The following is a 14,157-nucleotide window of genomic DNA, read 5'->3' as shown; positions in this document are numbered from 1 at the left end:
TGTCCGTTCGCCAGTATTTACCGGCCGGTAATGCCGTGCGTCACATCCCGGCGGCGAGCCCTCCGCAGAGACCCCTCCGCCGCCGGCATTAGACCCGGATCCGGTAGCCGCGCTTCACCACGGTTTCGACCAGACGGGTGTCCGGCAGCGCCGACCGCAGCCTGCTGACGGTCATGTCCAGGGCGTGCACGGAGCCGCGCAGTTCCAACAGGTCCGAGAGCGCTTCGCGGGACAGCACGGCCCCGCCGGCGCCGATCAGCGCGCGCAGCAGCAGCAGGGGCGCGGGCGCCATGTCGACGGGTTCGCCGTTGATCCGCAGCGAGCGGCCGCGCAGCTCCACGCTGCCGGAGACGGTGTCCAGCCGGCGGACGTGGTTGAGGGCGAGGTGCTCGCACACCAGCCGGATCAGGGCGCCCATCCGGAACCGTTCCGGGATCAGCGGTTGCAGGCCGGCGTCGATCAGCGGCTGCGCGGTGATGGGACCGACGACGGCGGTTGCCACAGTGGTCTTCAGGCTCTCCACGAGCTGCTTGTAGACCCCCATCTCGTGCGCCGTGCTCCACATCGCATCCACGGCGGGGGCGCTCGTGAAGGTCAGGACATCCAGGTTGCCGCTGCACGCGGCCTCGATGAGCTTGGGCAGCCGGTCGGCGCCGTCGGGTTTGACCCAGCGGTACGGGGTGACCGTCAGGACGGTAGCGCCGGACATGCGCAGGCGCTCGAGCTGGCGGACGTCGGTGTAGCCGTGCAGCTGTACCGCGACAGTCTTGCCCCGCACGCCCTCGGCAAGGAGCATGTCCACCAGTGTGGAGGTGGTTTCGTCGCTGCTGATCCCGACGTCGGCGAGCCCGGCCGCACGGACGGCGCCGCGCGCCTTGGGCCCGCGGACGAACATGCGGGTGGAGGACAGGGTCTCGAGCAGCTGTTCGCCAATGCCGAAGGTGTCCGCCGCCTCGCACCAGCGGCGCATGCCGTAGGCGGTGGTGGCGATGCAGAGGTCGGGCCGGGCGGCGATGATCGCCCGGGTGTCCTCGACCAGGCTCTGGTCCTCCCGGACCGGGGCGATCTTCAGCGCCGGGGCGTGGAGCACCTCGGCACCGCGGCGCTCCAGGGCCTCGATGAGGTCCTGGGAGCGGCGGTGCGAGGTGACGCCAATCCGGAAGCCGTCCAGCGGAAGGTCCTTCTCGGACCCGTCCTCGGCGATGGCGTTCAGTGCGGTCATGAAAATCCCTACGCTTCCATCAGTGATGCGGCCAGGCGGTCGAGCTCTGCCGCGGCCTCGGCGCAGCCCCGGTTGGCCTCGGCCACCCGGACGACCTCACCGATCACCAGGACGGCCGGGTTGCTGCAGCCGGCGGCCGCGGAGGTGATGGTGCCCAGCTCGGCGATCGTCGTGCGCTGGCCGGGGCGGTAGCCGCGCTCGACGACGGCCATCGGCATGTCGGACCGCATTCCGGCCCGGCGGAGCCCGGCGGCGAGGTGGTGCAGGGTGCCGATGCCCATCAGGACCACAATGGTGCCGCCGAGCCCGGCGAGGTGCTTGAGCTCGTTCTCGGTCAGCGGGGCGTGGCCCGACACCACGGTGAACATGTGGCTGACTTCGCGGTGGGTGACGGGGATGCCGGCGGCGGCCGGCACCGAGATGGCGCTCGTGACCCCGGAGACCACGCGGACCGGAACACCGGCAGCGACGCAGGACGCGACTTCCTCGCCGCCGCGGCCGAAGACATAGGGATCCCCGCCCTTGAGGCGGACCACATTGTTGCCGGCCAGCGCGCTTTCCACCATGAGCTTTTCGATGTCGGCCTGGCTGACCTTGTGGTGGCCGGGTTTCTTGCCCACGTCCACGAGGTCTGCGGACGTCAGGGACGGCAGTTCCTGGTAGGGGGCGAGCCGGTCGTAGAACACGACGTCGGCATCGCGCAGCGCCGCCACGGCGGCGACGGTCAGCAGTTCGGGGGTCCCGGGGCCGCCGCCCACCAGCGTGACGTGTCCCGCCGGGCCGGCAGCCGGCTCGGCCGCGACCGGAATGCCCGCGGCACGGCAGCGGTTCAGGAGCGTCTCCCAGCCGGGCTGGCCGTCGTCGACCGCTGCCACCAGGAACGGGCGCTCGGGCAGCGGACCGTCGTTGCCGGCACCCTGCGGGGTGCTGAGGCGGTACACGACGGCGCCGGCGGCTTCATAGCGCCGCACGGCCTGGCGCGCGGCGTGCTCGGAGCCGGTGACGAGGACTTCGCGTCCGGTGAGATCAATGCTGAGCTGCATGGCTATACCTCGTTCTCATCAAGCTGTCCCGGGGTGGTGGCACGGACCGGAATGGACGCGCCGATCAGCACTTTCCCCTTTTCCTCTGCCGTGGCGGGGCGCATCTGGCCGCGCTCGTCGGGGACGAAGGTGATGGAATCGTCCTTCTGGTCGGGGGCATTGACGAAGGAGCGGAAGCGGCGCAGGCGCTCGGGGTCCTTCAGGGTGTCGGCCCATTCGTCGACGTAGGTGTCAACGTGCTTGGCCATGGCGGCCTCGAGGTCTTCAGCGATGCCCAGGGTGTCGTGCACCACCACGTCCTCCACGTGCTTGATGCCGCCGTCGAGCTCTTCCTGCCAGCGCGCGGTGCGCTGCAGGCGGTCGGCGGTGCGGATGTAGTACATGAAGTAGCGGTCGATGTACTTGATCAGGGTTTCGTCGTCGAGGTCCTTGGCGAGCAGCTGGGCGTGCGCCGGGGTGGCGCCGCCGTTGCCGCCGACATACAGGTTCCAGCCGTCCGCGGTGGCGATGACGCCCACATCCTTGCCCCGGGCCTCGGCACATTCGCGGGCGCAGCCGGAGACACCCATCTTCAGCTTGTGCGGGCTGCGGAGGCCCCGGTAGCGCAGTTCAAGCTGGATGGCCATAGCCACCGAGTCCTGGACCCCGAAGCGGCACCAGGTGGAGCCGACGCAGGACTTCACGGTGCGCAGGCTCTTGCCGTAGGCCTGGCCGGATTCGAAGCCGGCATCCACGAGTTCCTTCCAGATTTCCGGGAGCTGCTCCAGCCGGGCGCCGAACATGTCGATCCGCTGGCCGCCGGTGATCTTGGTGTAAAGGCCGTATTTGGCGGCGACGGCGGCGATCACGCCGAGCTTCTTCGGGGTGATCTCGCCGCCGGCGATGCGGGGGACCACCGAGTAGGTGCCATCCTTCTGCATGTTGGCCAGGGCGCGGTCGTTGGTGTCCTGCAGGGTTCCGCGGCCCGCGTCCAGGACGTAGGCGCTGTTCTGGCTGGCCAGGATGTTGGCGATGGTCGGCTTGCAGATGTCGCAGCCCGCGCCGGTGCCGTACTTGGCCATGATCTCCTCGAAAGAGGTCAGCTCCAGGACGCGGATGGCATCGAACAGTTCCTGGCGGGACAGCTCGATGTGCTCGCACAGTGCCTTCGAGACTTCGACGCCGGACTTCGTGAGTTCGCTTTCCAGCAGCTTCTTGAGCATCGGCACGCAGGAACCGCAGCTGGTGCCGGCGCGGGTGCAGCCCTTCAGCTCGCCCAGTTCCTGGACGGGCGCGTTGCCGTCGCAGGCACCGCAGCCGTTGACGGTGTCACGGATGGTTCCGGCCGTCACGTTGTTGCAGGAACAGAGAATGGCATCGTCCGGCAGCTCGGTCTCCGGGGCCTCGCCTCCGCCGGCCGCGGTGAGGTAGGCGCCGGGCTCGGCGGACAGCTCGCGTCCCAGCATGGGGCGCAGGGACGTATAAGGGGCGGCGTCGCCGACGAAGATGCCGCCGAGGAGGGTCTTGGCGTCGTCCGTCGTGACGATCTTCTGGTAGACGCCGCGGGCGGGGTCGGCATAGACGATTTCGAGGGAGTGTTCCGTGCGGGCGAAGGCGTCGCCGAAGCTCGCCACGTCGACGCCGGAGAGCTTGAGTTTGGTGGCCGTGTCGAAGCCGGGGAAGGTTGCGTCGCCGCCGTGCAGCCGGTCCGCGACGATTTCGGCCATCGTGTTGGCCGGGGCCACGAGGCCCAGGCACATGCCGCCGAAGTTGGCGACCTCGCCGATCGCCCAGATGCCGGGAACTTCCGTGGAGCAGTCGTCGGAGATGACGACGCCGCCGCGCTGGCCGAGCTGGAACTGCTGCGCTTCGCCCTCAGCGGCGCGGAACAGCTCGTCGCGGGGCCGCACGCCGATCGCGACGATCACGATGTCGGCGTCGATGATCCGGCCGTCGGCCATGAGGACCCCGGTGACCTGGCCGTCGTCGTCGGAGAGGACCTCGGAGGGGAACACGCCGCCGTGGACGGTGAAGCCCTTGGCCTCGATGAGCCGGCCGAGCGCTTGTCCGGCGCCCTCGTCCAGCTGGGTGTTCATGAGCCATGGGGAGCCGTTGATGACGATCGGGGTGGCGCCGAGCTGTTCGGTGCCGGCCGCTGATTCGAGGCCCAGAAGACCGCCGCCGATGGTGACCGCGTTGACCTTGCGGCCGAGCTTCTCGGTGAGGTCCGCGATCGCCGTGTTGATGGACCAGACGTCCTCGAGGGTGCGGTAGACGTGGGTGAGTTCGGCGCCCGGGATGGGAAGACGGGCCGCGTCCGAGCCCGTCGCGACGACGAGCTCGTCATAGGGGTAGACCGTTCCGGCCGCGGTCCTGACCGTCTTGCCGGCGGCGTCGATGCTGGTGACGCGCTCGCCGGTCTTGAGGTTGAGGGCCGCGTGGTCCCACATGGAGGCGCTGCCCAGGGTGAGGTCGACGTCGCTGTCCGTGAGTGCCTTGCTCAGTGCGACGCGGTCGTAGGGGAGGTGCGCTTCCTCGGTGAGGACTGTTACGTGCCAGCCATCGAGTCCGCGGGCGTGCATGGCGTCGGCGAAACGGTGCGCCGCGGGGCCGCCGCCGGCCACCACAATACGGCGCGGGGCGGCGCTGGCAGCGCCCTGGTTCGGGTGGCTTGAGGGGTGTCCGGTCACGGTGGGCCTTTCGCATGGGCCGCAGACGGTGCTCTGCAGCTTGTCGTTCCAGACTAGGCAACGGGAATTTCGCTTCAGTTTCCCTTATGTTTCGTGGTCTTAACTTCTGCATCACGAATGGATTTCCGGCCGGGTGAGCTCTCTTTTACGCGTTGGACACATCGGGCGCGCCCGGATGAAACACCGCGGGCCTAGCTTGAATATGTGGCCGCAGCAGCGGTTGAGCCCGTAAGGGATGTATCAGAGAGGGGCCGGGATGACCGCCGTACTTGAAACCGCAGTACACGACCTTGAGGGTCAGACCGCAGAGCAGGATGTTGTGTCCGTAGCCGGCTGGCACCGGGTATGCGCCGTGGCGGACCTGGAACCCGCGTGGGGCGAGGCCGCATTGATTTCCGGGCGCCAGGTCGCAATGTTCCGGACCGTGTCCGGTGAGGTTTTTGCCGTCGCCAACGAGGATCCGGCCACCGGGGCGAATGTCATGGCCCGCGGCATCACGGGCTCACGCGGGGACCGCCCGACGGTGGCTTCGCCGTTGCACAAAGAGGTCTACGACCTCGTTACGGGCGAGTGCCTCGGCAGCCCGGAACTGCGCATCGCAACCTTCGGTACCCGGATTGTGGGCGGGTACATTGAGGTTGAGCTCTAGACGCCCAGAGCTCTAGAGGCCCAGGGCCTCGCGGACGTCCGCGAGGACGCTGTCCAGCGCGGCGCGGGCCTCGTTCCGTGCCGCCGGCAGTTCGGCGGCCGAGCCGACGCTGCGGATGACTTCGAGGTAGCACTTGAGCTTCGGTTCGGTGCCGCTGGGCCGGATGATGACGCGGCTGAGGTCCTTTGTCAGGTACAGCAGGCCCTCGGTTGGCGGCAGTTGCTCGCTGCCCGCGGCCAGGTCCGTGACGGACTCGACGCCTGAGCCGCCGAACGATTCCGGCGGGCTGACGCGCAGCCGGTTCATCATGGCGTCCAGCAGGCCAAGGTCCGCCACCCTGATGCTCAGCTGGTCGCTCGCGTGGAGCCCGTGCACCAGATAGAGCTCGTCCAGGGTGTCGAAGATGGTCTTGCCCCCGGCCTTTGCCGCCGCCGCGAGTTCGGCGATCAGCACCGCGGCCGAAATTCCGTCCTTGTCGCGCACCAGCGACGGGGCAACGCAATAGCCCAGGGCTTCCTCGTAGCCGTAGACCAGGCCGGGGACGCGCGCAATCCACTTGAAGCCGGTCAGGGTTTCCTCATGGGCGTAGCCTGCCGCGGCCGCGATCCGCGCCAGCAGCCGGGAGGACACGATCGAGTTGGCGAATACGCCGGCCGGTGCCTTGCCGGCGGCGGCCTGCCGCGCCACGATGTGGGCCCCCAGCAGGGCGCCGACCTCATCGCCGCGCAGCATGCGCCACGCGCCGGTGGCCGGGTCCTTCGCCGCCACAGCCGCCCGGTCGGCGTCGGGGTCGTTGGCGATCACGATATCCGCGTCCACGCGCGCCGCCGTCTCCAGGGCCAGGTCAAGGGCTCCGGGCTCTTCCGGGTTGGGGAAGTTCACCGTGGGGAAGTCCGGGTCCGGCTGCGCCTGTTCCGTGACGAGCGTGACGTCGGTGAAGCCGGCGGTGTTCAGCACGGCCACCGCCGTTTCCCCGCCCACGCCATGCATGGGGGTCAGGACGATCTTCAGCCCGCGGGCCGGGAAATGCTCCGGGGCCGCAAGGGCCGCGACGGCGGCCTCGTAGTCGGCGGCTATGGAGGACTCCAGCACGGTCCAGCCGTCCGCGGCCAGGGCGATGGTATCCAGGGCGCCCACGGCGTCGATCTTCGCCGCAATCAGGGCATCGTAGGGCGCCACAATCTGAGCGCCGCGGCCGCTGTCCTCGACCGCGTGACGGCCCAGATACACCTTGTACCCGTTGTCTTGCGGCGGGTTGTGGCTGGCGGTGACCATGACGCCGCCGTCGCAGTCCAGCGCCCGCACCGCGTAGGCGAGCAGCGGGGTGGGCAGGGCGGCCGGCATGAGGAAGGTTTCGACTCCGGCAGCGGTGAGGATCGCGGCGGTTTCTTCGGCGAAAACATCGGAGTTGTAGCGGGCGTCGAAGCCGACGACGGCGCGCGGCCGGGTGCCGGGGGAGGCCTGCCCGACGGCGCTGGTGAGGAAAGCGGTGAAGCCCGCCGCGGCGCGGCGCACCACCACCCGGTTCATCCGGTTCGGGCCGGGGCCGAGGGCCGCCCGGAGTCCGGCGGTGCCAAACTGCAGAGTGCCGCTGAAGCTGTCGGCCAGTTCCTGGCCGGCCACCGCGACGCCCTCGTCGGCGAGGCGGACCAGCTCGGTCAGGGCTGCGGCAGTGGCGGGGTCCGGGTCCTGGTCGGCCCAGTCGCGGGCGTCGCTCAGGAGTCGGGCGAGTTCGGCATCAGAAGACGTCATAGGAACCAAACTATCGCCAATCGTGTGCGTTTCCTCCCCTGACAATCGGGAGTTGGGGTTTCAGTTGCATCACGCCCGGCGCGGAGAGCAGGCAGGACGGCCGGGTCCGGCCAGCCCGGGCGCGCTGGCAACGGCCCTTGACACCCAAATTTCCGGACACGTAGCGTCTGGAATATGAAGATGGGCCGTGGAGTGGAGTGGGCGGTGCACAGTTGCGTCAACATGGCATGGACACCGCCGGGCGAGCCCGTGAACAGTGCACGCCTCGCCGAGTTCTATAAGCTCCCCGCCGCCTACCTGAACAAACAGTTCCAGTCGCTGGTCCGGGCCGGGGTGCTGGACTCGGTCTCGGGACCCCGCGGCGGATTCCTTTTGGCGCGCCGGCCGGAAAACATCACTGTGCTGGACATCGTCCTGGCCCTGGAAGGCGCGGATCCAGCCTTCCGGTGTGAAGCGATCCTGGGGAACGTCCCGGAGCCGGCCCTGCAGGAGAACTTCGCGCGGACGTGCCTCATTTCCCAGACCATGCGCCAGGCCGAGCTCGCCTGGCGGCAGGCGCTGGCGCGCCAGAGTATCGCCGGGATAGCGGACTCGATGGAGCGCCGGTTCCCGGCGGACAAGGTGAAGGTCCTGGACTACCTGGCGGCGGAGTAGCCTCGGCTGACAGTCCAGGACAGTGGAGAGGCACGGTCCGTGACCGGAACCGTGCCGCGAACACACTGATCAGAGTTTGGCGATGATCTCCGCGAGGAGCTTGGAAATGCGCGGTCCGGCGGCCTGGCCGGCCTCGAGGACTTCCTCGTGGCTCAGGGGCACGGGGCTGATCCCGGCGGCGAGGTTGGTCACGAGCGAGATCCCGAAGACCTCCATGCCCGCGTGACGGCCGGCAATGGCCTCGAGCGCGGTGGACATGCCGACCAGGGACGCGCCGATCCGCTTGGCGTACTGCACCTCGGCAGGGGTTTCGTAGTGCGGTCCCGTGAACTGCGCGTACACGCCCTCGTCCAGCGAGGGGTCAACCTCGCGTGCCAGGCCGCGGATCCGGGACGAGTACAGGTCCGTCAGGTCCACGAACGTGGCGCCTTCCAGCGGTGAGGTGGCCGTGAGGTTGATGTGGTCGCTGATCAGCACGGGCGTGCCGGGAGCCCAGCCCTCGTTCAGGCCGCCGCAGCCGTTGGTGAGCACCAGGGTCTTGCAGCCGGTGGCCGCGGCGGTGCGCACGCCGTGAACCACGGAGCGGACGCCCTTGCCCTCGTAGTAGTGTGTGCGCGCGCCCAGGACGAGGGCCCGCTTGCCCTCCTTGGTCAGCACCGAGCGGATGGTGCCCACGTGCCCCTCCACCGACGGTGCGGTGAAACCGGGGATTTCGCTGGCGGACAGGGTGGCGGTGGTCTCGCCGATCAGTTCGGCGGCGTCGGCCCAGCCCGATCCGAGGACCAGCGCGACGTCGTGGGAATCGACACCCGTCTCTTCGGCGATGTAGGCGGCGGCGTCTCGCGCGGCGTCGAAGGGGTCCGCGTTCAGGAATTCTGTATAGCTCACTGGTACAAGCTATCGCGTGCCGGGCCCGCTGCCCAGCACCCGCGCCGCCCGGGCGCCATAGCGGGCGGCCGCACCCGCGGCGCCCCGGATTCTTGGTGGCTCCGGTTCGGATGGTGGACAATGGTTGATTGTGACTACGCATCCTGACTTCAGCTCACCCCGTATTGCAATTCTCGGCGGAGGGCCTGGCGGCTACGAAGCCGCCATGGTCGCCGCCTCGCTGGGGGCGCAGGTCACCATCATCGAGCGTGCGGGACTCGGCGGATCCGCGGTGCTGACCGACGTCGTTCCTTCCAAGACCCTCATTGCGACGGCGGACCTGATGACCCGCGTCGGCGAGGCCGGCGAGCTCGGCGTTAAATTCGACCTCGACGGCGGCGACTGCAGCCCGACGATGCGCGCTGACCTCAAGCACATCAACGACCGGCTGCTGCGGCTGGCCCGGAAGCAGTCGGAGGACATCCAGTCCGGGCTGGAACACCAGAACGTCCGCATCCTGATCGGTTCCGGCCGCCTGCTGGACAACCACACCATCGAGGTCCTGACCGCCGACGGCACCGAAACGGTGGAAGCCGACACCATCCTGCTCGCTGTCGGAGCCCACCCCCGCGAGCTGCCCACCGCCCGTCCGGACGGTGAGCGCATCCTGAACTGGGCCCAGATCTACAACATGGACGAACTCCCCGAAGAACTCATCGTGGTCGGTTCAGGCGTGACGGGGGCGGAGTTTGCCTCGGCCTACAACGGGCTGGGCTCCAAGGTCACCCTGATTTCCAGCCGCGACCGGGTGCTGCCGGGCTCGGACACCGACGCCGCCGAGGTGCTTGAGGGCGTCTTCGAACGCCGCGGCCTCAAGGTGCTCTCCCGCGCCCGCGCCGAGACCGTCGAACGCACGGACGACGGCGTCGTGGTCACCCTCGGCGACGGTTCGAAGGTGACCGGCAGCCATTGCCTCGTCTGCGTCGGCTCCATCCCGAACACGGCCGGCATCGGCCTGGAGGAAGCCGGCGTCGCGCTCACCGAGAGCGGCCACATCAAGGTCGACGGCGTCTCGCGCACCACGGCGCCGAACATCTACGCCGCCGGTGACTGCACCGGCGTCCTCGCACTGGCGTCCGTGGCCGCCATGCAGGGACGCATCGCGATCGCGCACTTCCTGGGCGACAGCGTCATGCCGCTCAAGCTGCACCAGGTGGCGTCCAACATTTTCACCTCGCCCGAGATCGCGAACGTGGGCGTCTCCGAGGCTGAGATCGACTCCGGCAAGTACCAGGCCGACGTCATCAAGCTGTCCCTGCGCAGCAACGCCCGCGCCAAGATGCGCAACCACCGCGACGGCTTCGTCAAGATCTTCGCCCGCAAGGGCTCCGGCACAGTGATCGGTGGGGTCGTCGTAGGCCCGAACGCCTCGGAGCTCATCTTCGCGATCTCCCTTGCGGTCACCCAAAAACTGCACGTCGACGACGTCGCCAGCACCTTCACCGTGTACCCGTCGCTGAGCGGCTCCATCTCCGAAGCGGCGCGCCGGCTCCACGTTCACATGTAGCAAAACGGAGGCCGTAGCCATGCAAAGTCCTCGCACCGCTGTTGAGTCCGCGGAACAGAACCCCGGGCTGCCGTCCGGCCCTCAAGAACGGTTTGCCGGCTACGGCGTGATGGGCGTTCCTTTCAGCTCCGGCTACATCCTGGCCCTGCGGCATTTTCCTGCCTCCTCCGTCGGCCCGGGCTACAACTCGGTCTGGATCCGCGATCCTGTCGGCGTCTGGACGATGCACAGCACCACCAATCCCGGGTCCTCATGCCCCCGCTACTTCGGCAGCGCCCTCGGATCGGCGTCGACGGGCGGGATCTCCATCCAGTGGCGTGACGACTACTCTTTCCGCGTGGAAGTCGGAGACGAGGTGGACCTGGGCTGGGACGTGACGCTGGCTGCAACGCCCATCACCCGGCTCATGTCAGCGGTGGCCGGGTCGGTCCCGGAGCAACTGTGGCGCAACCGGACGTTCCTGCGCGCCATGGGGGCTGTCGCCGGCCCGGTGCTCGGGGCCGGGCACATCGGGCTGACCGGCAAGGTGCCCAACGGCCAGACCTATGGGGCGCGCCCGCGGCAGATGTGGTTTGTCCGCGAGAACGAAGCGCACCTGCAGGGGCATAATCTGGGGCAGGCTTCAGCACTGCCCGTCCAGGACAGGCTCGGGGACTTCTGGATCCCGCAGCGAGGCATCTTCATGATCGGCTCGTCAGTGTTCGAGCCCTTCGACCCCGCCACGCACCTCGCCGCGGGGCACTGAACCTTTCTCCTCTAGAACGGGTACGGTGCGATATCCGGCCGAACGGTCAGCCACTGGATTTCCGTGAAGGATTCCATGTTGGCGTGATGCCCGCCGATCCGCGAGCCGTTGCCCGAGTTCTTGACCCCGCCGAAGGGCGAGTTCGCCTCGTCCGAGACCGTCTGTTCGTTGATGTGGACCTTGCCGGAGTCCAGCCGGTCCGCGATCGTCATGGCCATGCCGACGTCGCCGAGAATCCCGATGGAGAGCCCGTACTCGTTGTCGTTGGCCAGGGCGACGGCCTCGTCCACGGTGGAGAACTTCATCACCGGCGCCACGGGGCCGAAGATTTCGTCCTTCCACGCCGGACTGGCGAGATCGAGGTCCGCGAGCACAGTGGGCCGGTAGAAGCGGCCGTCGTGGCTGCCGCCGGCGGCCAGCCGCGCGCCGCCCTGCACCGCATCCTGGACGATCGTGTCCACGCGGTGCAGCTGCTTCTCATCGATCACCGGGCCCAGCGCCACCGTTCCGCTCTTGGGATCGCCCACCGGCAAATGACTGGCCTTCTCGGCAAGGGCGCTGACGTAGTCCTCGTAGATGTCCTCGTGCACAATGTGCCGGCCGGACGCCATGCAGATCTGTCCTTGGTGCATGAAGGAGCCAAACGCGGCGGCCGAGACCGCCTTGGGAAGGTCGACGCCGGGCAGCACGATCATCGCGTTGTTCCCGCCGAGTTCCAGATGGGCGCGCTTGAGCAGCCGGCCGGCGGCTTCGCCCACCTTGCGGCCTGCCGCCGTCGACCCCGTGAAGGCGATGACGCGGACCTCGGGCGCCTCGACGACGGCCGCGCCGATCTCGGCACCGCCCGGCAGCAGCGACAGCAGGCCCGGCGGAAGGCCGGCTTCCTCGAACACCCGGACCAGGGTGACGCCGCCGCAGACCGCCGTGCGCGGGTCAGGCTTGAGCAGCACGGCGTTGCCGAGGGCCAGGGCCGGGGCGACGGCGCGGATCGAGAGGATGAGCGGGAAGTTGAACGGCGCGATCACCGAGACGACACCGACGGGGCGTCGTCGGGCGAAGGACCAGCGGTTCTCGTTCGAGGTCAGCACGTCGCCGGCCGGGAGCGAGGGCAGCGCCGAGGCGTCGTAGCATTCGTTGGCCGCGATGTGGGTTTCCAGCCCGGCCTTGGGCGGGATGCCGCCCGATTCGCGGACGATCCAGTCCCCGATTTCCGCGGCGTGTTCCTCCCAGAGCTGTCCCGCGCGGCGCAGCACCGCGGCGCGGTCCTCCGGGTTGCGGGCGGCCCAGTCCTTCTGCGCTGTCGCGGCGACGGCAGCGGCTTCGCGGACATCCTCCACTGAGGCCACGCCATAGTGGCCCAGCGTCTCGCCGGTTGCGGGTTCGACGGCGTCGCCGATCCCGCCCCGTCCGGGCCGCCAGCCGTTGAGGTGGATCTTGCCCTCCCAGAGGGCGGAGTCGAGCAGGGACATGTCCTGTCCTTTCGTCGTGAGGTCATGCTTCTGGACCGGCCGGTCGAATCCGAACCGGACCGTGCCTTCGTCCATCTCATGTCGGCGGACCGCTGCCGTCAAGGGTTCGGGCGTCAAGAGTGCTGGAGTTGGGAGTCCCGTCGCCAAGAGTGCGTGTGCGCCCGGCCCCGGGGGGACCTTCGGCCGTATCGCGACGCGGCCCGGCGCGGACACCATGGAACATGGCCAAGATCTATATCCCGTACGGGACCGTTGAAGGACAGACAGCACAGATCGCCGACTACATGGCCGAACTGATCCGGGCGCACGGGCACCAGGCAGAGACGGCGGACCTCAAACATTCCGGCGACACCCTTCCGGGCGGCTACGACGGCGTGATCGTGGCGGCCTCGGTTCACATGGGCAAGCACGAGGGGCACGTCAAGGACTTCGTCAAGAAGAACCGCGCCGAGCTCGAACGGTTGCCCTCCGCCCTGGTTTCGGTGAGCCTGGCCGCCCACGGGGACGAGGAGAACGCGGAGAGCTACGTGGCGAAGTTCGAGGAAGACACGGGCTGGCGGCCCTCGCACGTCGGATTGTTCGCCGGCGCGCTGCTCTACAGCCACTACGGGTTCATCAAGAAGCACATGATGAAGAAGATCGCCAGCGACAAAGGGTCCCCGGACACGGACACCACCCGTGACTACGTCTACACGGAATGGGACGGCGTCCAGCGCTTCACCGAGGACTACCTGGCATGGCTGGCCAAGCTGGGCAGTCAGAAGTAGGACCTTGTTAAGGCGTAGGGCTCAGGAGCGGGCGTAGGGCGGAACAGCGTCGCCGGGCGCGAAGGGCCTGAACCACCGATCGAACGCCAGACTACCGGAGTCGGCGTCGGCACGGTCCTGGCTGTCGGCGTCGTCGTCGGGGTAGAGCGCGTCGCTGTCCGCGTCCTCCAGGAGGACTTCCTCGACGTCGGCCCGCCAGCCCTCCGGAAGGTCCAGTTCGTAGATGTCCTCGGTGATTTCGGCCTGATCGAGGAGGCAGCGGACGGCGAGCTCCGCGGCGAGGCAGCCCGGCGCGGTCCAGCCCCGGACCAGGGATGCGGTGACATCCGCGGCGACGACGATGAATTTCTGGGTGAACTTCGCGTCGTAGCTGTCCGCGAACTGCGGCGGCAGCGAGGACAGGACCGAGGTCCCGGCGATATCGGCCGGCGTGACAACGTCCAGGGTGCCGAGCGTTCCGAGATCGCGGAACAGCTGGTCAATCAGGATGCTCGACGAATTCCACAGGAGTCCGGCCAGCAGGCGGGTCTGGCGCACGGATTTCTGACGGTCCTCCGGCGGGACGGCGGCCATTTCCTCCAGGTCTTCGGGATCGAACTGGAGCCGCTGTTCGGCCGTCATGTCGTCCGGGTGCGGATCGAGTCCGAGCAGTTCCAGGCTCAGCCCGGTGAGTTTTTCGGCGTCGGCCAGTAGTTCTTCGGTGATGTCGTCGTCGTCGGCGCTCATGCCCCCGATGCTACCTGCCGTTTGTTC

The 14,157-nt window shown here is 68.5% G+C and carries 12 protein-coding genes; 5 read left to right on the top strand and 7 right to left on the bottom strand.

Going from position 1 to position 14,157, the window contains the following annotated elements; genetic code table 11:
- Nucleotides 1-88: 88 nt before the first annotated feature.
- Genes ABD243_RS08000 through nirB form a run of 3 tightly spaced genes read right to left on the bottom strand, consistent with a single transcriptional unit; the run spans nucleotide 89 to nucleotide 4,934 of the window.
- Nucleotides 89-1,222 (bottom strand): uroporphyrinogen-III synthase, encoded by a 1,134-nt coding sequence (locus ABD243_RS08000; RefSeq protein ID WP_116766073.1) that lies wholly within the window; start codon nucleotides 1,220-1,222, stop codon nucleotides 89-91.
- An 8-nt stretch (nucleotides 1,223-1,230) separates the two neighbouring features.
- Nucleotides 1,231-2,265, bottom strand: a complete 1,035-nt coding sequence (cobA, locus tag ABD243_RS07995) for a uroporphyrinogen-III C-methyltransferase (RefSeq protein ID WP_344364063.1) — start codon at nucleotides 2,263-2,265, stop codon at nucleotides 1,231-1,233.
- A gap of 2 nt (nucleotides 2,266-2,267) precedes the next feature.
- Nucleotides 2,268-4,934 (bottom strand): nitrite reductase large subunit NirB, encoded by a 2,667-nt coding sequence (gene nirB / locus ABD243_RS07990; protein WP_344364060.1) that lies wholly within the window; start codon nucleotides 4,932-4,934, stop codon nucleotides 2,268-2,270.
- 256 nt (nucleotides 4,935-5,190) lie between these two features.
- Between nirB and nirD the strand changes: the two genes are divergently transcribed.
- Nucleotides 5,191-5,583 carry a nitrite reductase small subunit NirD gene (gene nirD / locus ABD243_RS07985; RefSeq protein ID WP_116766076.1) on the top strand — a complete coding sequence of 131 codons (393 nt, stop codon included), beginning with the start codon at nucleotides 5,191-5,193 and terminating at the stop codon, nucleotides 5,581-5,583.
- A 12-nt stretch (nucleotides 5,584-5,595) separates the two neighbouring features.
- Here the strand turns inward: nirD and ABD243_RS07980 are convergent, their stop codons facing one another.
- Nucleotides 5,596-7,335 (bottom strand): phospho-sugar mutase, encoded by a 1,740-nt coding sequence (locus ABD243_RS07980; protein WP_344364057.1) that lies wholly within the window; start codon nucleotides 7,333-7,335, stop codon nucleotides 5,596-5,598.
- A gap of 174 nt (nucleotides 7,336-7,509) precedes the next feature.
- On the opposite strand from ABD243_RS07980, the gene ABD243_RS07975 reads away from it, so the two are divergent.
- Complete coding sequence (locus ABD243_RS07975) at nucleotides 7,510-7,989, top strand: RrF2 family transcriptional regulator (protein WP_116766078.1); 480 nt, start codon at nucleotides 7,510-7,512, stop codon at nucleotides 7,987-7,989.
- Between the two features lie 69 nt (nucleotides 7,990-8,058).
- Here the strand turns inward: ABD243_RS07975 and ABD243_RS07970 are convergent, their stop codons facing one another.
- Nucleotides 8,059-8,877, bottom strand: coding sequence for a purine-nucleoside phosphorylase (locus tag ABD243_RS07970; protein ID WP_344364053.1), 819 nt, complete (start codon nucleotides 8,875-8,877; stop codon nucleotides 8,059-8,061).
- Between the two features lie 130 nt (nucleotides 8,878-9,007).
- Here ABD243_RS07970 and ABD243_RS07965 point away from each other — a divergent pair, with 130 nt between their 5' ends.
- Together ABD243_RS07965 and ABD243_RS07960 are read left to right on the top strand one after the other, a co-directional pair.
- Nucleotides 9,008-10,423 carry an NAD(P)H-quinone dehydrogenase gene (locus ABD243_RS07965; RefSeq protein ID WP_344364051.1) on the top strand — a complete coding sequence of 472 codons (1,416 nt, stop codon included), beginning with the start codon at nucleotides 9,008-9,010 and terminating at the stop codon, nucleotides 10,421-10,423.
- 19 nt (nucleotides 10,424-10,442) lie between these two features.
- A complete protein-coding gene (locus ABD243_RS07960) occupies nucleotides 10,443-11,168 on the top strand; it encodes a hypothetical protein (protein ID WP_344364048.1) in 726 nt (241 codons plus the stop codon).
- A gap of 11 nt (nucleotides 11,169-11,179) precedes the next feature.
- Here the strand turns inward: ABD243_RS07960 and ABD243_RS07955 are convergent, their stop codons facing one another.
- The gene (locus ABD243_RS07955; protein WP_116766127.1) at nucleotides 11,180-12,637 is read right to left on the bottom strand and encodes a benzaldehyde dehydrogenase; all 1,458 of its coding nucleotides are present in this window, start codon (nucleotides 12,635-12,637) and stop codon (nucleotides 11,180-11,182) included.
- Between the two features lie 221 nt (nucleotides 12,638-12,858).
- On the opposite strand from ABD243_RS07955, the gene ABD243_RS07950 reads away from it, so the two are divergent.
- Nucleotides 12,859-13,404: a flavodoxin domain-containing protein gene (locus tag ABD243_RS07950; RefSeq protein ID WP_116766081.1), complete on the top strand. Its 546-nt coding sequence runs from the start codon at nucleotides 12,859-12,861 to the stop codon at nucleotides 13,402-13,404.
- A 21-nt stretch (nucleotides 13,405-13,425) separates the two neighbouring features.
- On the opposite strand, the gene ABD243_RS07945 is transcribed toward ABD243_RS07950, so the two are convergent.
- Nucleotides 13,426-14,130: a hypothetical protein gene (locus ABD243_RS07945; RefSeq protein ID WP_344364045.1), complete on the bottom strand. Its 705-nt coding sequence runs from the start codon at nucleotides 14,128-14,130 to the stop codon at nucleotides 13,426-13,428.
- Between the last annotated feature and the right edge of the window lie 27 nt (nucleotides 14,131-14,157).

The sequence above is a fragment of the Arthrobacter humicola genome (assembly GCF_039531445.1).
Classification (GTDB): Bacteria; Actinomycetota; Actinomycetes; order Actinomycetales; family Micrococcaceae; genus Arthrobacter; species Arthrobacter humicola.
The sequence above is the reverse complement of the archived record's forward strand: the minus strand, read 5'-3'. Positions and strand labels throughout refer to the sequence as shown.